Source organism: Micromonospora sp. CNZ309 (genome assembly GCF_002846525.1).
In genome coordinates, this window is the sequence record NZ_PJNG01000001.1 from 1,746,865 (window position 1) to 1,764,441 (window position 17,577).

General features: G+C 73.2%; 13 protein-coding genes. 6 read left to right on the forward strand and 7 right to left on the reverse strand.

The genetic code is table 11. The annotated features are described in order from the left end of the window. Positions 1–27: 27 nt before the first annotated feature. The gene (locus CLT72_RS07010) at positions 28–3,321 is read right to left on the reverse strand and encodes a non-ribosomal peptide synthetase (protein WP_101410132.1); all 3,294 of its coding nucleotides are present in this window, start codon (positions 3,319–3,321) and stop codon (positions 28–30) included. A 273-nt stretch (positions 3,322–3,594) separates the two neighbouring features. Between CLT72_RS07010 and CLT72_RS07015 the strand changes: the two genes are divergently transcribed. From CLT72_RS07015 to CLT72_RS07035, 5 genes are all read left to right on the forward strand, one after another. After that, the gene (locus CLT72_RS07015) at positions 3,595–4,827 is read left to right on the forward strand and encodes an MFS transporter (protein WP_158241984.1); all 1,233 of its coding nucleotides are present in this window, start codon (positions 3,595–3,597) and stop codon (positions 4,825–4,827) included. A 71-nt stretch (positions 4,828–4,898) separates the two neighbouring features. Continuing rightward, entirely contained in the window at positions 4,899–6,080 is a 1,182-nt protein-coding gene (locus tag CLT72_RS07020; protein ID WP_158241985.1) for an aminotransferase class I/II-fold pyridoxal phosphate-dependent enzyme, read from the forward strand. Continuing rightward, a complete protein-coding gene (locus tag CLT72_RS07025; protein WP_199184503.1) occupies positions 6,067–7,593 on the forward strand; it encodes an aldehyde dehydrogenase family protein in 1,527 nt (508 codons plus the stop codon). The genes CLT72_RS07020 and CLT72_RS07025 overlap by 14 nt, the downstream gene beginning before the upstream one ends. 13 nt (positions 7,594–7,606) lie before the next feature. Beyond that, on the forward strand, positions 7,607–8,509 hold the full coding sequence (locus tag CLT72_RS07030) for a phytanoyl-CoA dioxygenase family protein (RefSeq protein WP_101410137.1): 903 nt from the start codon (positions 7,607–7,609) through the stop codon (positions 8,507–8,509). After that, on the forward strand, positions 8,510–9,751 hold the full coding sequence (locus CLT72_RS07035) for an acyl-CoA dehydrogenase family protein (protein WP_101410139.1): 1,242 nt from the start codon (positions 8,510–8,512) through the stop codon (positions 9,749–9,751). 105 nt (positions 9,752–9,856) lie between these two features. Here CLT72_RS07035 and CLT72_RS07040 read toward each other — a convergent pair whose 3' ends face one another. After that, the gene (locus tag CLT72_RS07040; RefSeq protein ID WP_101410141.1) at positions 9,857–11,428 is read right to left on the reverse strand and encodes an amino acid adenylation domain-containing protein; all 1,572 of its coding nucleotides are present in this window, start codon (positions 11,426–11,428) and stop codon (positions 9,857–9,859) included. Between the two features lie 170 nt (positions 11,429–11,598). Then, positions 11,599–12,963 carry a hypothetical protein gene (locus CLT72_RS07045; protein WP_101410143.1) on the reverse strand — a complete coding sequence of 455 codons (1,365 nt, stop codon included), beginning with the start codon at positions 12,961–12,963 and terminating at the stop codon, positions 11,599–11,601. A gap of 153 nt (positions 12,964–13,116) precedes the next feature. Here CLT72_RS07045 and CLT72_RS07050 point away from each other — a divergent pair, with 153 nt between their 5' ends. Further along, on the forward strand, positions 13,117–13,611 hold the full coding sequence (locus CLT72_RS07050) for a MaoC family dehydratase (RefSeq protein WP_101410145.1): 495 nt from the start codon (positions 13,117–13,119) through the stop codon (positions 13,609–13,611). Position 13,612: 1 nt separating this feature from the next. Here CLT72_RS07050 and CLT72_RS07055 read toward each other — a convergent pair whose 3' ends face one another. Genes CLT72_RS07055 through CLT72_RS07070 form a run of 4 tightly spaced genes read right to left on the reverse strand, consistent with a single transcriptional unit; the run spans position 13,613 to position 17,497 of the window. Next, entirely contained in the window at positions 13,613–14,575 is a 963-nt protein-coding gene (locus CLT72_RS07055; RefSeq protein WP_101410147.1) for an ornithine cyclodeaminase family protein, read from the reverse strand. Next, positions 14,572–15,441 carry an HpcH/HpaI aldolase/citrate lyase family protein gene (locus tag CLT72_RS07060; RefSeq protein WP_101414999.1) on the reverse strand — a complete coding sequence of 290 codons (870 nt, stop codon included), beginning with the start codon at positions 15,439–15,441 and terminating at the stop codon, positions 14,572–14,574. Before CLT72_RS07060 ends, CLT72_RS07055 begins: the two co-directional genes overlap by 4 nt. Next, positions 15,438–16,691 (reverse strand): 8-amino-7-oxononanoate synthase family protein, encoded by a 1,254-nt coding sequence (locus CLT72_RS07065; protein ID WP_101410149.1) that lies wholly within the window; start codon positions 16,689–16,691, stop codon positions 15,438–15,440. The genes CLT72_RS07060 and CLT72_RS07065 overlap by 4 nt, the downstream gene beginning before the upstream one ends. After that, on the reverse strand, positions 16,691–17,497 hold the full coding sequence (locus tag CLT72_RS07070; protein ID WP_089000153.1) for a cupin-like domain-containing protein: 807 nt from the start codon (positions 17,495–17,497) through the stop codon (positions 16,691–16,693). Before CLT72_RS07070 ends, CLT72_RS07065 begins: the two co-directional genes overlap by 1 nt. Between the last annotated feature and the right edge of the window lie 80 nt (positions 17,498–17,577).

A 17,577-nucleotide genomic window follows, 5' to 3' on the forward strand; every position in this document is an offset into this window, starting at 1 on the left:
CTCGCTGCACAGGGGTCGGACCGGGTGTCACGGCTGGCCGGGCAGGAGACGGGCGGCCAGTTCCGCGACGGTCGGCGCGTCGAAGATCACCGCGACCTCGACGTCCACCCCCAGCTTCGCGCCCGCCATCGCCACGATCCGGGTGGCCGTGAGGGAGTCGCCACCGAGGTCGAAGAAGTCGTCGTGGATGCCGATGCCCTCGCGCCCGAGCACGTCGCACCAGATGTCCAGCAGCACCCGCTCGCGCTCGTCACGCGGGCCGTCGGCGCCGGCAGCGCCGGGCTGCTCGTCATGACCCGGGGGCGGCAGCGCCGCGACGTCGAGCTTCCCGTGGTTGGTCAGCGGCAGCCCGGGAAGGCTCACGAAGGCGGCCGGGACCAGGTAGTCCGGCAGCCGCCGGCGCAGGTGCGCGCGCAGCTCCGCGGTGCCCGGCAGGCCGTCGCCGACGACGTATCCGACCAGTCGCGCGTCGCGCCCGGGCGGGTCCCGGCGTACGACGACGGCGGCCTCGCGGACCGCCGGGTGGCGGCGCAGCGCGGACTCCACCTCGCCCGGCTCGATGCGGTAGCCGCGCAGGTTGAGCTGCCCGTCGCCCCGGCCGAGGAACTCCAGGACGCCGTCCGGCCCGAACCGGGCCAGGTCGCCGGTGCGGTAGACGCGAGCGCCGGGCGTGCCGGCGTACGGGTCGGGCAGGAACCGCTCCGCGGTCAGGGCGCGGTTGTCGAGGTAGCCCCGGGCCAGCCCGGCGCCGCCGACGTACACCTCGCCCGCCACGCCCGGCGGGACGGGCTGCATCGCCTCGTCGAGCACGTACACCCGGACGTTGGCCATCGGACGGCCGATCGGGACGAACGGCCGCTCGTCGGCGGGGTCGCACGGCCAGGCGGTGCAGGAGACCGACACCTCGGTCGGGCCGTACAGGTTGAACATGGCGACGTCGAGCCGGTCGAAGACCAGCCGCTGCGTCTCGGGGGTGAGTTCCTCCACGCCCGAGACGATCCGCCGCAGCGACTTCAGGTCGGCGGCGTCGGCGGTGAGCAGCACCTCGCGCAGGGCGGTCGGCGCGAAGTCGGCGTCGGTCACGCCGTGCTGGGCGATGACCCCCGCCAGCCGGCGCGGGTCGAAGGTCGCCGTCTCGGGCATCAGCACGCTGGCCGCGCCGTTGAACAGCGCCCGGAACAGCTCGTCCAGCGAGACGTCGAAGGTGCAGGCGGCCTTGCGCAGCACCCGGTCCTCCGGGCCCAGCGGGAAGTTGCGCTGCGCCCACAGCATCCGGTTGGTGAACCCGCGGTGGGTGACCTGCACGCCCTTGGGCTGCCCGGTGGAGCCGGAGGTGAACAGCGTGTAGGCGAGGTTGTCCGGGTGCAGGGACACGGCGGGGTCGGTGGCGGGGCACGTGGCGGTCAGCGACGACTCCCCGTCCAGGTCGATGATGCGCCGGCCGGGGCTCCACACCTCGTCGCACAGGTCCCCGGCGGAGATCGCGACCGCCGGACGGACCTGGCCGAGCAGCGCGTCGCGGCGGGCCTGCGGGTCGCGCGGGTTGACCGGCAGGTGACAGCCGCCGGCCTTGAACACCGCCAGGATCGCCACCACCTCGGCCGTGCAACGCGGCAGGCACACCGCCACCGGGTCCTCCACGCCGACACCGAGGTCGCGCAGGTGGTGCGCCAGGCGGTTGGCCCGTTCGTCGAGTTCGCGGTACGTCGTACGGACGTTGCCCTCGACGACCGCCACCGCGTCCGGCGTACGTCGCGCCTGCGCCTCGACCAGCCGGTGCGCGAGCGCCTCGGGGCCGAGGTCGACGGCGGTGTCGTTCCACTCGTGCAGGATCCGTCGGCGCTGCGCGTCGTCGAGCAGCGGCAGCCGCCACACGCACGTGTCGGGCTGCCGCGCCGCCTCGACGAGCAGCAGCTCGAACTGCCGGGCCATGTCGCGTACGGACTCGCCGGTGAAGAGGCTGGTGTCGTACTCGAACTCGCCGACCAGTCCGTCGGCCGTCTCGGTGATCTTCACCGTCAGGTCCATCCGGGACCGGCCGGTCTCCATCTGGTGCACGTCGACCCGCAGCTCGGGCAGGTCCAGCCGGCTGGTGGGCACGTTCTGGAGCACGAAGGCGACCTGCGCGAGCGGCTGGTGGCTGCGGCTGCGCTCCGGCTGCAACGCGGCGACGATCCGCTCGAACGGCACGTCGCGGTGCCGGAACGCGTCCAGCGAGGCCGCCTTGACCCGGCCCACCAGCTCGGCGAAGGTCGGTTCGCCGGACAGGTCGGCGCGTACCACGATCATGTTCAGGAAGCAGCCGATGAGGTGCTCCAGCTCGTGCTGTTCCCGCGTCGCGATGGGGCTGGCGACGACCATGTCCCGCTGCCCGCTGTGCCGGGCGAGCAGCACGGTGAAGGCAGCGAGCAGGGTCATGTAGGTGGTGGCCCCCTGACGCTGCCCGAGGGCGCGGATCCGGTCCGCGTCGGCGGCGCCGAGCCGGAACCACTCGGAGGCGCCGACGAACTGCTGCACCGCCGGGCGTGGGCCCCGGGTGGGCAGGGCGAGCAGGGGTGGCACGCCGGACAGCTCGTCGACCCGCTCGCGCAGGTGGGCCGCCATCCGTTCCTCGCTGACGGCGGTGCGCTGCCAGGCGGCGTAGTCGGCGTACTGGATGGGCAGCTCGGGCAGGTCCGGTGTCGCGGCGCCGGAGGCGAACGCGGCGTACGTGGCGGCCAGTTCGCGGCAGAAGATGGTGAACGACCACAGGTCGCAGACGAGGTGGTGCACGGTGACCCCGAGCACGTGCACGTCGGGGGCGATCCGGTAGAGCACGGTCCGCATGCTCTGGCCGGCGGCCAGGTCGAGCGGGACCCGCATCTCCCGCTCGACGGCGGCCCGCAGCACCGCGTCGTCGGGGTGCGCGGTGGCGTCGGGCAGGTCGACCACGTCGATGCTCAGCGCGGCGGGCGGCGTGACGGCCTGCACGACCCGCTCGCCGAGCTGGCGGAAGGCGGTACGGAGGATCGCGTGGCGGCGGACGACCTCCTCGATGCTCCTGCGCAGCGCCTCCCGGTCGAGCGAGCCGGTCAGGATCAGCAGGGTGGCGTCGTTGTGGTGGACGGCGTCGTCCTCCAGGCGCTCGATGAACCAGAGCCGCTCCTGGGCGAACGACAGGGGCGCCTCGGCGGCACCCAGCCGGGGGATGGCGCCGGCGACGGGCGCCGGATCGGAGCGGCCGGCGCGCAGCCGCTCGTCGAGCAGGGCCCGCGCCGAACTGGACAGCCGCGCCACGCGTTGCGTGACGTCACTCGCGACCGGATGCTCCTGCCGTCCCACTGGTCCTCCGTTGTCCGTCGGTGATCCGGTCCACGGTCCGGGTCACCACCGGACGCGGGCACGCCCCACCGATGCGGGTGCCGATCATCGATCTGTACCAGGTGACTGAGCGTGCAGTCAGCGAACAGCGCCGTTATAGGGGTTTGACCTCACAATTCACGACATCTCTTCCGACTCCTAGGGGTTGGGCAACCCGTCTGCCTGCCACATGATGGGCACGCTGTGACGCCGCCGGTGACCGGCACGCGACCCGTCCGACCGGAGGTGATGCCAGTGCGCGACGACCTGCGGATCCTGGCCGACCGGTCGTACCGGATGCTGTTCCTGGCCCGCACGCTGTCGCTGCTGGGCAGCGCCGTGATCCCGGTGGCGCTCGCCTTCGCCGTCCTCGACGCGCCCGGCGGCTCCGCCACCGACCTGGGCCTCGTGCTCGCCGCCCGGTCGCTGGCGCAGGTCGCGCTGCTGCTGTACGGCGGCGTCCTCGCCGACCGGATGAACCGCTTCCGCCTGATGGTCGGCTCCGACCTGCTGGCCTTCGCCGCGCAGGCGGTCCTGACCGTGGTGTTCGTCACCGGCCGCCCCTCGCTGCCGGTCGTCGTCGCGTTGTCCGCCGTCAACGGCGCCGCCGCCGCGCTCTTCCTGCCGGCCTCCCGCGGCGTCGTGCCGCAGGTGGTGGCCCCGGAGCAGCTCCAGTCGGCCAACGCGTTGCTACGGCTGTCGCGCAACAGCACCACCATCGGCGGCGCGGCCCTGGCCGGAGTGCTCGTGGCGGCCTTCGGCGCCGGCTGGGCGCTGGCGGTGCCCGCGGCCACCTTCCTCGGCTCGGCGCTGCTGCTCGCCGGCGTCAAGGTCGCCCACCCCGGGCGGGCCGCCACCAGCACCCTCCTCGCCGACCTGCGTGAGGGCTGGCGGGAGTTCACCTCCCGGTCCTGGGTGTGGCTGGTGGTCGTGCAGTTCGCGTTCGTCAACGGTTGCTTCTCGGCGATCTACGTGCTCGGACCGCTGACGGCCAAGGAACAGTTGGGCGGCGCCACCGCCTGGTCGGCGATCGTCACCGCGCAGGCCGTCGGCCTGGTCGGCGGCAGCCTGGTGGCGATGCGGATCCGCCCCCGTCGGCCGATGCGGGTCGCGGTGCTGGCGACCTTCGGTTTCCTCCCACCGTTCGCGCTGATCGCCGCCGGTGCGCCGGTCTGGCTGATCGCGGCGTCGATGCTCGTCAACGGCGTCTGCGTCGACATCTTCGAGGTGCTGTGGGACACCGCCCTGCAGAACCACGTGCCCAACGAGGCGCTGTCGCGGATCAGCTCGTACGACGCGATGGGCTCGTTCGTGCTGGGCCCGCTCTGCCTGGCCGTCGTCGGCCCGGTGGCGGAGCGGATCGGCGTACCGCAGACGCTGGTCATCGCGGGCGGGGTGCTCGGTCTGGTGACCGTCGCCACCTTCTCCGCGCGGTCCGTGCGTCAGTTGCCCGCAAGAGTCCCCGACGCACAACCCGCCAAGGTGTGAACCCGGCGACCCCGCCGGCCACGGACCAGGGTGGAGATCGGAGCAGGATGGAGCACCGGATAAGTCGGCAGATGACCGACGCGACCGACGCGTACGGCCGGCGGTTGGGGGCCTACCTCGAGCAGTCGTCCTACACGCGGCTGCGCGGCGGCCCGGGCGTCATCGACCTCGCCTTCGGCGACCCGCACGAGTTCCCCGCGCCGGCCCTGGTCGAGGTCCTGCAACGGCACCTGAGCCCGCAGCACACCGACTGGTTCGCCTACACCCGCGACCATCCGCCGGCCCAGGAGTCGGTGGCGGCCACCCTCAGCCGGGAACTCGGCCTGCCGTTCGCCGCCGACGACGTCGCCCTGACCAACGGGGCGTTCGCCGGGCTGACCATCTGCCTGCGCAGCGTCTGCGACCCGGGCGACGAGGTGATCTACCTCGACCCCGCCTGGTTCTACTACGAGCCGATCATCGCCTCGGTCGGGGCGGTCCCCCGTCCGGTGGCCCTGACGCCTGGCTCCTGGCGGCTCGACGCGGACCTCGTCGCGGCGGCGATCACCCCCCGCACCAGCGCCGTCATCGTCAACAGCCCGAACAACCCGACCGGCGCGGTCTACACCGACGACGAGTTCGCCGCCCTCGCCGAGGTGCTGCGGGAGGCGTCCGCCCGCAACGGCCGGCCGATCTACCTGCTGTCCGACGAGGCGTACCGGCGCATCGTGTTCGGTGGCCGGCCGTGTCCCAGCCCGGCGACGCACTACCCGTACACCTTCCTGGTGCACACCTACACCAAGACGCTGCTGCTGCCCGGCGAGCGCGTCGGCTACGTGGCGATCCCGCCGACCACGCCCGACCCGGCGGTGCTGCGCCGGGCGCTGACCGTGGCGCGCCTGACCACCGGCTGGGCGTTCCCGAACAACTCGCTGCTGTTCGCCCTGCCCGAGCTCGAACAGCACGCCGTGCAGGTCAAGCCGATCGAGCAGCGTCGTGACCTGCTGGTCGACGCCCTGCGCGAGGCCGGGTACGAGGTCCAACCCAGCGAGGGGACGTTCTACCTGATGGCCCGGGTGCCGGACGCGGACGACTGGACGCACGCCGCCCTGCTGGAGGAGCACGGCCTCCTGGTGCTGCCGGCCTCGGTGATGGGCGCGCCCGGCTACCTGCGGCTCTCCCTCACCGTGACCGACGAGATGCTGGAGGAGACCATCGGTCGGCTACGCTCGGCGCGCCCCTCGAACCGGGAGCACGCCGGTGTCCAGCGCTGACCTCGGCGCGGCCGACGCCGCCGCGACGCTGACCGCCCCGCCGGGCGGGCCTGCCGCGATCCGCCAGCAGGGGCCGGCGTCCGATGCGGCGTCGTCCACCGGGGAGGCCGCGCCCGACGTCGACGCCACCATGGCCCGCGCCCGACGGGCCCAGGCGGAGGTCGAGTTCTGGCCGCAGGAGCGCATCGACGACCTGGTCGCGGCCGCCGGGTGGGCCGCCTACCAGGAGGACACCGCACGGTCGCTGGCCGACCTCGCCTACCGGGAGACCGGTCTCGGCGACCCGGAGCACCTGTTCACGCTCTACCGGCGCCGGGTCCTCGGCACGCTGCGCGACCTGCACGGGGTCGTCACCACCGGGATCATCGAGGACCTGCCGGAGCGGGGCCTGCGCAAGCTGGCCAAGCCGATCGGGGTGATCGCGGTGGCCAGCCCCGCCACGGCACCCTGCTCCGGGGTGGTCGGCAACGCCCTGCCGATGCTCAAGACCCGCAACGCGGTGGTCATCACCCCCAACCCCCGGGCCCGGCACTCCGCGGCCCGCACCGTCGACCTGCTGCGTCAGAGCCTGGCGTCGGTGGGTGCCCCGCCCGACCTCGTCCAGTGCCTGCCGGTCACCGACCGGCAGACCACCGAGGCCCTGATGGCCGCCGCCGACCTGGTGATCGCCGCCGGCGGCCCCGGCACGGTACGCCGGGCGTACCGCAGCGGCACCCCGGCGATCAGCGCGGGCGTCGGCAACCCGGCGGTGATCGTGGACGCCTCGGCGGACGTCGCCGCCGCGGCGGAACTGATCGTGCTCGGCGGCAGCTTCAACAACGGCACCTCCTGCTCGTCGGAGAGCAACGTGCTGGTGGACGCCGGGATCGCCGCCGCCTTCCGCGACCAGCTGGCCCGGCAGGGCGCCCACCTGTGCGACCCGGCCGAGACGGCGCGGCTGCGTACGCTGCTCTGGCCGGACGGGCGGCAACTCAACCGCGACACGGTGGGACGACCCGCCGCGGTGCTCGCCGCCGCCGCCGGGATCGACCTGACCGAGCCGACCAAGACCACCGCCCTGGTGGCCCAGTTGCCCCCGCTGACGCCCGGCGGCGTCCCGGCGCTCGACGACCCGATGCTCGGCGAGAAGCTGGCGCCGGTCTTCACGGTGAGCACCTTCACCGACTTCGACGACGCGCTGGTGGCGGTGGAGACGCTGTTGGCCCGGATCGGACAGGGCCACAGCTGCGGCATCCACACCGAACGCCCCGACCGGGTCGTCCGGCTCGCCGAGCGGGCGCGCGCCGGACGGGTCATGGTCAACCAGTCGACCGCCGTGGGCAACAGCGGCAGCTTCGACAACGGCATGGCGTTCACCCAGGTCATCGCCAGTGGCAGCTGGGGCGGCTGCTCCCGGTCGGAGAACGTGACCTGGCGCGACTTCCTCAACTACACCTACGTCTCCCATCCCCTGCCGCCCAGCCTGCCCGACGAGGAGACCCTCTTCGGCGCCCACTGGCGACGTCTTCCCTGACCGAGGACCACACATGGACATCAGCCCTCCCGAGGCACCGCCGCGTGACCTGACCCCCGCCGAGATCGACGCCTTCCACACCGACGGCGTGGTCCGGCTGTCCGGCATGATCGACGAGAAGTGGCTCGGCCGGATCACCGAAGGCGTGGAGTACCTGCTCGCCAACCCGACCGTGCTGGCGCAGGCCACCGCGCTGCTGGGAGGCGGCGGTTTCGCCGGCGACGCCTTCATGTGGAAGACCCACGACGGCTTCCGCGACTTCATGTTCTTCTCCCCCGCCGCGCGCATCGCCCAGCAGCTGTTCGGCTCCACCGCGATCACCGCCTTCTACGACCAGATCTTCGCCAAGCCGGCCGGATCGGGCGCGCCGACGCCGTTCCACGAGGACGTCAGCTCCTGGCCCATCGCCGGCGACCAGGTGTGCGCGATGTGGATCCCCCTCGACCCGTGCACTCCCGACACCGCCGCGCTCCAGGTGGTACGCGGCTCGCACCGCTGGAACCGGCGCTACGTGCCGATCACCCCGGGCGCCACCCACCTCGGGCGGCGCGAGGAACTCGAGGCGGTGCCCGACATCGCCGACCAGGACGTCCTGAGCTGGGACCTGACGCCCGGCGACATCGTCCTGTTCCACCCGGCCGCCCTGCACGGCGCCACCGGCACCGGGCCCGAGCGGCAGCGCCGGGCGTTCGTCTCGCGGTGGGTGGGCGACGGCGTCACCTTCCAGCCGCAGCACGCCGTCCTGCCGCTGCTGTGGGACCACGGCCTGCGGCCCGGTGACCCCATCGGTGGCCCGCTGTTCCCGAGGGTGCTGCCGACGCCGGTGCCGACGGAGACCGGCGCCCGGTTCGACGGCCCGCAGCAGCCCCACGCCGAGCGGGCCGAGGAGTTCCTCGCCATCCTGAGGATGCTGTAGGTGTTCGGGGAACTCACCGCCACGACCGCCGCCGGCCGGGAGCTGGTGTCCCTCGCCGAGGGGCACCTCGACACCCTCGCCGAACGCGCGGCCCGGCACGACCGGGACAACACGTTCGTCGCCGACAACTTCGCCGACCTGCGCGACAGCGGGGTCCTCTCCGCGTGCGCCCCGACCCGCCACGGTGGGCTGGGGGTCGACTCCCTGCTCGACGTGCTGGTGGCCGTCTCCCGGCTGGCCCGGGGCTGCGGGTCGACCGCCATCTGCGCGAACATGCACATGGCCTCGGTGTGGGCCCAGGTCCGCCGCTGGGAGCGGGCGGAGGCGGCCGGCGACCGGGCCCGGGCGGCGCAGCTCGACGCGATCCTGGAGGCGTTGGGCGGCTCCGACCTGATCATGGCCGGCGCCTCCACCGAGCCCGGCGCGTCCTGGAACGCCGCGCTCACCGAGGCCGTCCACAAGGGCGACGAGTACGTCATCACCGGGCGCAAGACGTTCGTCACCAACTCGGCCGTCGCGGACTCGTTCAACGTCGCGGTCCGGGTCGCCGACCCCGAGGGCGGCTGGCGGCACGCCGAGGCCGTCGTCCTGGCCGGTACGCCCGGGCTGACCGTACTGGGCGACTGGGACGCGATGGGCATGCGGGGCTCCGGCAGCCACTCGATCCTGCTTGAGGACTGCGTCGTCCCCGCCGACCGGGTCACCATCGGCGGACCGTTCGGTCCGCCGACGTCGGAGGACCTGATCCGCTCCTGCGCGATCAACTTTCCCCTGCTGGGCGCTTCGCTCGGCATCGCCGAGGCGGCCTGGCAGTTCGCCGTCGAGCACGCCACCAGGACCCCCCGGCAGCCCGGGCGCACGGCGCCGGCGCACCACCCGTCCGTGCAGCGGGAGATCGCCACGATGGAGCTCGACCTGGCGGCCACCCGGGGGGTGCTGGAGCGCTCCGGCCGCCTGGTGGACGCCCTGTTCGCCGCCGACCCGGCGCAGCGGTCCGAGGGCGCCGTCCGGGACGTCGTACGCGGTTGGCAGCTTGCGAAGCTGCACGCGAACCGTACGGTGGTGAGCACGGTCGACCGGGCCATGACGATCTGCGGCGGGGCGTCCTTCAGCAGCCGGCACCCCCTGTCCCGGCTCTACCGCGACGCCCGCGCGGGCGGCTTCATGCAGCCGTTCGGGCCGTTGGACGGCTACCCGTTCATCGGGCGGGTCGCGCTCGGGCTCGACCCGTTCGCCGACTGAGGCCGACGGGACGCCGCTGCGGGCGCCGGCGGCGCGCACCCCGGGGCCGGTGGTCGGCTCGCCACGCCCCGGGTACGCGGGCGTGCGAGGCGGCCGGGTCGCCAGCTACCGGCGCGCGCCGGGCCTGCCGGGCGCCGGCAACGCCCGCACGTCCAGCTTCCCGCTGGGCGTACGGGGCAGCTCGTCGAGGCACACCACGGCGCCGGGCAGCAGGTAGTCGGGCAGCGTCTCGCGGAGCTGGTCGCGCAGCTCGCGGGCGGTGGGCCCGGGCGGTTCGCTGGGCACGACGTACGCCACGAGGCGCCCGGCGGCCCCGCCGACCGGCACCACCGCCGCCCGGCGCACCCCGGCGCAGCGGCGTACCGCCTGTTCCACCTCGCCCAGCTCGACGCGGTGGCCCCGGATCTTGACCTGGCCGTCCCGGCGGCCGTGGAACTCCACCAGACCGTCGGCGTGCCGGGTCACCAGGTCGCCCGTGCGGTAGCACCGGCCGTCGGGGTGCCCGGTCGGGAACCGCTGGTCGGTCAGCGCGGCGTCGTCGCGGTAGCCGCGGGCAAGCCCCGCCCCGAAGATCAGCAGCTCCCCCTCGACGCCCGGGGCGACCGGGCGCAGGTCGGCGTCGACGACGGCGACGCGGGCGTCGTCGATCGGCCGGCCGATCGGCACGGTGGCGGTGTCCGGGCGCGCGGCCGGGTCGGTCGGCACCTCGAAGGTGAGCGCGCCGACGGTCGTCTCGGTCGGGCCGTAGTGGTTGACCATCCGCACGTCCGACAGCTCCCGGACCTGGTCCACCAGCTCCCAGCGGCACACCTCGCCGCCGACGACCAGCAGGCGGCGGGGCAGGACCCGCTCCTGCGCCTCGTCGAGCAGCGCCGCCAGGTGCGACGGGGTGATCTTCAGGACGTCGATGCCGTGCTCGTCCTGGTAGTCGGCGAAGTCGTCGGCATCCGTCGCGGTCTCCGTCGGCACCAGGTGGACGGTGTCGCCGCCGATGAGGGCCGGGAAGACCGCCGTGTGCCCGAGATCCGTCGCGAGGCTGGTCACCGAGGCGAAGCGCAGCTGCCCGCCGTGGTCGCGCTCCGCGCCGGCCAGTCGGGCCACGAAGGCCGCGTAGTTGGCCAGGGCCGCGTGCGGGATCTCGACGACCTTGGGTACGCCGGTGGAGCCGGAGGTGAACACGGTGTAGGCGAGCTGGTCGGCGGCCACCGGCAGCGGACCGCGCAGCGCCCCGGCGTGCTCCGCCGCCGCCCCGGCGGCGATCCAGCCGGTCAGGTCCACGGGGAGCACCACCTGCCCGCGCACCGGCGGGTCGTCGCGATCCGTCACCACGACGGCAGCCCCGCAGCCGCGCAGCTGGCTCTCGATCCGGGCCGGGGGCTGGTTGGCCTCCACGCAGGCGTAGCCGGCTCCGGCGTGCAACGCCGCCAGGCACGCCACCAGTTGGGCCGCGCCGCGCGGCGCCAGGACGGCCACCGGGGCCGCCGCGCCGTGGCCACGCAACACGTCGGCAAGGCCGGCGACGGCGTGCCGCAGCTGCGCGTAGGTCAGTGTCGCGTCCGCGCCGACGACGGCCGTCCGGTCACCGGCACGTCCCGTGGCGTCCCAGATCAGCGCGGGTACCGCCCGGTCGGGGTCCCACCCGGCCGGCCGCGCGGACACCTCGGCATCGGCAGGCATGGCAGGTCCTTCCTTCGACGGCGGCGGGGCGCCCGTACGACCGTCGGGTCGCACGGCACGGGCATCCGGTGGCAGCGATCGTGACACGGGTGCCCGGTCGCGACAACACCTGATCCGGCGCGCGAACCCCTATCGTCGCGGCCCCTCGACCGACGTCCGGCCCCTGTGGATCAGACCGCCACCATGCAGTTGTCGGAGCTGCTCTCGCGGCCCCGGGCGCTGACGATGCCGGCGGAGCCGTCGCCGTAGTAGCGACAGAACAGGCCCGCCGGGCGCCCGCCGAACAGCAGCGGCCCGATCACCGGGGCGACCTCGGCGTCGTGCGGTTCGTCGGCGCCGTCGGCGACCAGCGCGACCCGGCACGTGCGGGGCGCCACGAAGTCCTGCACCACGCTGGTGCCGTCGGCGGCGGCCTCGGTGACCGCCGACTCCCACGTCGCCTGGTCGACCTCGCCGCCGATGACCACCTGCTTGCCGCTCTCGCCCAGGCCCGCCTTGAGCACCAGCAGGTCGCGGTTGGCCAGGACGAACGGGAGCAGCTCGACCTCGCGGCCCGCGCGGGTGGTCCCGCGGTCCGAGAGGATCCGCGTCCACGGCACGTACTGGTCGACGAGGCGGCGCTCGGCGGCGCTCATCCACGGCCGACCCTCCGACAGCAGGCCCATGGTGAGCTTGCTGTGCATGAAGGTCGACGTCTGGGTGCCCACGAGCAGGCAGCCGTTGTCGAGCGCGTCCTGCACGTAGCTGGTGTCGAGGCCGGCGTCGAGCCAGTCCGGGATGGTGAAGTTGCGCAGCCCGACCGGATAGCGCAGGTGGGGCGGGCAGTCCCACGCCTGCGGCAGCTCCTCCGGCTCGAAGAAGCGGGCGGTCAGGCCGTGGTTGTTGAGGTAGTCGGCCTCCAGCTGGAAGTAGCGCGACTGCACGCCGTAGACCCGGGCGCTGCCGACGATGGCGATCCGTGGCGCCGCCGCCAGCTCGGCGCTGAGCGACCGGTACATCTCGGCGCGCACGGCGAACGGGTCCGGGGAGGTGAACGGGGTCCGGCCCTCGGCGTCGGCGTGCAGCCTGCGCCACACCTCGAGGCGGCAGTGCGTCTCCACCACGCCGCCGAGCGCGCCACTGACGTTGAACTCCAGGAACTGCGGCCCCTGCGGCCCGATGACGACGTCCGGCCGGACGACGGAGTCCGGGTAGCGCTCCTCGACGAACGCGTCCCGGACGAAGAGCTGGTGCTCGCTCTGCGGCATGCGGTAGGCCGCCAGCCGGCCCTCGGTGGTGGGGGCCGTCTCCAGGGCGGTGCGGCGGAGCAGGCCGACCAGCGCGGCGGCCACCCGGAAGAGCTGGGCGTACGATGCACGCGGGACGGCGATGGGCGCCGCGGGCAGCAGCCGCTGGTAGGGCCAGCCCGTGTCGCGCAGCTCGTGACGCAGCATCTCGCGGATCGTCTCCGCCGGCGCGGCCGGCCTGAGCTGGTGGGTGCCGAACCAGGGGTGTCCGGTCGACGCCGCACCGCGGACGTCCTCGCGCACGGTCATCTGACGCTCCCCGCAGTCGCACGTCGGGCCGGCCTGCGGAAACGTGCTCGCCGCGGGCCGGTGTCTTCCGAAACGAAGATCGACATAGACTAACATTCACGTCCGACGGGGACCGCGCCGGTTCGTCCACACCCGACACGGGGAGAGCTGTCGATGACACTGCGTCATGTGCAGGGCAACGAGTACCGCGAGGAGCACGGCGGGGACTACGAGGACTTCGAGGCGGGCATGGTGATCCGGCACTGGCCGGGCCGCACCATCTCCGAGACCGACAACACCTGGCTGACCCTGCTCACCATGAACCAGCACCCGCTGCACTTCGACGAGCACTACGGCGCCGGCAGCGAGTACGGCCGGGTGCTCGTCAACAGCGGGATCACCCTGTGCCTGGTCGGCGGCATGACCGTGCAGGCACTGTCGGCGCGGGCGGTGGCGAACCTGGGCTGGGACAAGGTCCGCCTGCGCGAGCCGGTGTTCGTCGGGGACACGTTGTACGCCACCAGCCGCATCCTCGACAAGCGCCTGAGCCGCTCCCGGCCCGGCCAGGGCATCGTCACGGTGGAGACGACGGGCACGAAGTCCACCGGCGAGACGGTCATCGTCTTCGAGCGTTCCTTCATGGTCCGCTGCCGGGAGAGCGCCTCCTGACCTACGCCACGGGGGTCGCCCCCTCGTGCAGCGCCACGGCGGCGGCGGTGTCCTCGATGGCCATCCCGACCGTACGCAGGACGGAGGTCCGCTCGTCGGCGCGGACCTCGCCGCCGACCAGCGCGCCCAGCTCGTGCAGGTCGTCCACGCCGATCAGGCCGGCGGCCAGGGCGGCCCGCACCTCGCCGGCGCCCTCCAGCGCCGCGCTCCGGTCCTCGACGACCGCCAGGGCGTCGGCCAGGAGGGCCGGGTCGAGTTCGATCGCGTCCGGGTGGGTGCCGCCGATGACGTTGACGTGCGCCCCGGGCGCCACCCAGTCCGCCTCGACCAGCGGGGTGTTGTCGCTGGTGGACGTCGCCGTGCAGATGATCGCCGCGTCGGCGACGGCGGCCTTGGCGCTGTCGCAGACGCTCGCGTGCACCGGGTGGGGCACCGCGTCGCGGACCCAGTCGGCGAACTGCTCGGCCCGCTGCCGGGTGCGCGAGAACACCCGTACGCTGCGGATCCGGCGCACCGCCGCCACCGCGCGCACCAGGGCTCGCGCCTGCACCCCCGCGCCGATGACCGCGAGGTCCTCGGCGTCCTCGGCGGCGCACCATCGGGTCGCCAGTGCGGCGACCGCACCGGTGCGGACGGCGGTCAGCTCGGCGCCGTCCAGCAGGGCCGTGATCTGCCCGGTGGTCAGGTCGGTCAGGGCGACGACCCCGTGGATCAGCGGCAGACCGCGTGCGGGGTTGTCGGGGGTCAGCGTGGTGATCTTGACGCTGCCCACCCCACGCCGCTCCCAGACCGCCGGGCTGACCAGCAGGACCCGCTGGGGGCCGTGTTCGATGACGGTCCGTGCCGGGGAGTCGGTCCGGCCGGCCGCCAGGTCCACGAACATCTCGCCGAGGGTGTCGATCACCCGCACCAGCTGGGACGTGCCCGCCATCTGCGCGGCGTCGACCGTCACCGGCCCGGTCATCCGGCAACCCCGCCGGTGTCGAACCGGGCGGCCCAGGCGTCCTCGCGCGCCACGGTGGCGCGGGCCATCCGGGCGAACGGCGGGCCGACCATGTTGCCGTCCAGCACGGCGATCCCGCCGTTGGCCGCCCGTACGGCCTCGGCCACCCTGCGGGCCAGGCGCAGGTCGTCGGCCTGGGGACGCAGCACCCGGTTGATCTCGTCGAGCTCGCCCGGATGCACCGTCGCCTTGCCGTGGAAGCCGAGCGCCCGCACCCGGGCGGTCTCCTGCGCCAGGACGGCCGGCTCGGCGAGCCGGAAGTTGGCGGTGTCGATGCAGGCGGTGCCGTGCCGCGCGCAGGCCAGCGCCATCGCCTGCCGGGCGGCGAGCATCGCCTCCCAGGTGATCTCGACCCCGAGCGTCGCGGCCAGGTCGGCCGAACCGAGGACCAGCCCGTCGCTGGCCCCGGCGATCGCGTCGATCTCCGCGACCGCCTCCACGGTCTCCACCGTCACGTAGATCTCCGGATGCGCCTCGGCGGAGGCCAGGATCTGACGCACCAGGGCCACCTCGGCCGCCGACGTCACCATCGTCATCATGACGATGCCGGGTCGCACCGGGGACTCCGTGAGGGCCACCAGGTCCTGCACCGCCGCGACGCTGCCCAGCTGGTTGATGCGGACCGCGACGTTCTCCGGCCGGGGCGCCTTCTCCAGGGCGGCCCGGCAGACGGTGCGGGCGGCCGGCTTCTCGGCCGCCGGGACGGAGTCCTCCAGGTCGATCAGGTGCACGTCCGCGTCGTAGGACCACGCCTTGACGACCCGGTCCAGCGACAGCGCCGGGGTGTAGAGGATGCTGCGCGGAATGGCCCGCGCGGCGCCGGTCACGGGGCCACCGGCTCGGGCCGCGCGGCGGCCGGTCGGGCGCCCGCCTCGACGAGCACGGAGCACAGCCTGGTGATCTGTTCCTCGGTCTGGCCCGCGCGCAGCATGACCCGCAGGCCGGCGGTGCCCCGGGCGACGATCGGGAAGAACACGGGCGAGGTGTAGAACCCGGCCGCGAAGACCCGCTGGGCCGCCTCGACGACGGTCTCGTCGCTCATCGGCACGACCCGGATCGGGTACGTGCTGCCGGACTGCTCGGTGGCGAGCAGCGAGTCGAACAGCGCGATGTTGGACCGCAGCCGCCCCTGCAACCGGGTCAGCTCCTCGGTGCGGTGGATCTCGGCCGAGGCGAGCGCGGCGCCCACCGCGGCGGCGTTCATCTTCTGCGAGTAGCCCAGCGGCCCCGCGAAGCGCTCGACGATGCGCCGCGTCTCCTTCGGGAAGCCGTCGAGCAGGATGGCCGTGCCGCCCGCCCCGAAGCCCTTGCTCAGGGTCGCGACGGTGATGGTCCGCTCGTCGCGCACCGGGCAGTGCGAGCGGACGTAGCCGATGCCGCGCTCGCCGTACGCCGACAGCGAGTGCGAGTCGTCGTAGAAGACCAGCATGTTGTACTTGTCCTGCAACACGGCCAGCTCCTCGACGGGCGCGTAGCCGCCGAGGCTGTCCGAGCCGTCCACGACGTAGCAGACGCGCTCGTAGGTGCGGCACATGTCCTCGAGGTAGTCGAGGTCGTGGTGCCGGCAGGTGACGACCTCGGTCTCGTCGGCGCAGTTCGGCTTGGCGTTGGCCATCGAGACGTGCGCGTTCTTGTCGAAGACCATCAGCGGGCGGGTGCCGTTGCCGAGGTGCCCCGACGCGATCAGCGGCAGCAGGCCGGTGCTGGCCGCCGCCGTGGAGATCGCGCTGATCACCATCGCGTCGAACAGCTCGCCCAGCGACTCCTCCAGCTCCAGCAGCACCGTCGTCTGCACCCGGGTACGCGGGATGCAGTGGTCCAGTACGCCGAAGCGGCGCAGCGCCGCGACGGCCCCGTCGATCACCTTCGGGTGGGTGTCCAGGTCCAGGTAGGAGCAGACGGTGAAGTTGACGAACTCGTGGCCGTCGTCCATCCGGAACACGCCGTCGGAGAGGTCGCCGACGATGCCGGCGACCCCGTGCTCCTCGGACATGTTCCAGAAGGTGTTCCCCACACCGATGAGCTTGTCGTTGTTGCGGTAGCGGTGGGTGGGGGTGATGGTCTTGCGCTCGCTCATCAGGAGTTCACCTCGGTGGGCTTGTAGCTGTAGACACCCTTGACCCTCCGGTAGGCGTACGTGTAAAGCGCGACGCCGAGCGCGTGCGGCCTGCGGAGGATCTTCTTCGACTTCAGCCAGAAATTGACGTTGATGTTCATCTCGTCCAGCGACTCGGCCTGGTGCCACCAGCCGAGCGGCAGGTAGAGCATGTGGCCCGGTTCGAGGACGAAGTCGCGACGCTGGGCGAGCTTGGGCGCCAGTCGCGGGAAACGCGCCAGGTCGACGTTGTCCAGGTCGAACACCTGGGACTTGTCCCCGAACCCGCGCAGCACTGAGCGCGGGTAGTACTCGCGGGAGCCGGGCGGGGCGATGATGAACCGCTTGCGGCCCTCCAGCGCGATGTTGAAGTTCTCGAACTCGTCGAAGTGGTTCTTGGTGAACACGCCACGGTGGCTGATCCACAGGTTCGCCGCGTACAGCGAGTCGCCGTAGCCGAAGAACTTCTCCGCGTCGAAGCCGATGACGGCGTTCACGTCCGCCGGGCTGTTGCGGATGTTCGACACCACCCGGTGCCACGTGCCCGCGGTGGTGAGGTGGCGCTCGTCGGCGAAGAAGTCGCGCAGCTTGATGTCGCGGGTCTCCCAGCGCCCCGGGTGGTTCTTGTCGCCCGGCTCGGTGAACAGGGTGACGGTCATCTCGGCCAGCCGGCTCGCCACACCGTCGCGGCCGAGCCCCTGCACGTCGGGCGGCAGCGCGATCACCACGGGCACGTCGGCCTTGAACAGGCCGCCGGGGCCCACGGCCATGAACTCGTCGAACGTCATACGGGCCACGGGGACACCCGCCGACCCGTTCGCACTGGACACTGCGTCCGAAACTCCCATGTCGCCTTTCCTCGCTGCTG

Bases quoted from the DNA above. Each gene is read 5' to 3' on its own strand.
- CLT72_RS07045 (WP_101410143.1), bottom strand. From the start codon at position 12,963: ATGACCGTGCGCGAGGACGTCCGCGGTGCGGCGTCGACCGGACACCCC.
- CLT72_RS07040 (WP_101410141.1), bottom strand. From the start codon at position 11,428: ATGCCTGCCGATGCCGAGGTGTCCGCGCGGCCGGCCGGGTGGGACCCC.
- CLT72_RS07070 (WP_089000153.1), bottom strand. From the start codon at position 17,497: ATGACGTTCGACGAGTTCATGGCCGTGGGCCCCGGCGGCCTGTTCAAG.
- CLT72_RS07020 (WP_158241985.1), top strand. From the start codon at position 4,899: ATGACCGACGCGACCGACGCGTACGGCCGGCGGTTGGGGGCCTACCTC.
- CLT72_RS07030 (WP_101410137.1), top strand. From the start codon at position 7,607: ATGGACATCAGCCCTCCCGAGGCACCGCCGCGTGACCTGACCCCCGCC.
- CLT72_RS07055 (WP_101410147.1), bottom strand. From the start codon at position 14,575: ATGACCGGGCCGGTGACGGTCGACGCCGCGCAGATGGCGGGCACGTCC.
- CLT72_RS07065 (WP_101410149.1), bottom strand. From the start codon at position 16,691: ATGAGCGAGCGCAAGACCATCACCCCCACCCACCGCTACCGCAACAAC.
- CLT72_RS07050 (WP_101410145.1), top strand. From the start codon at position 13,117: ATGACACTGCGTCATGTGCAGGGCAACGAGTACCGCGAGGAGCACGGC.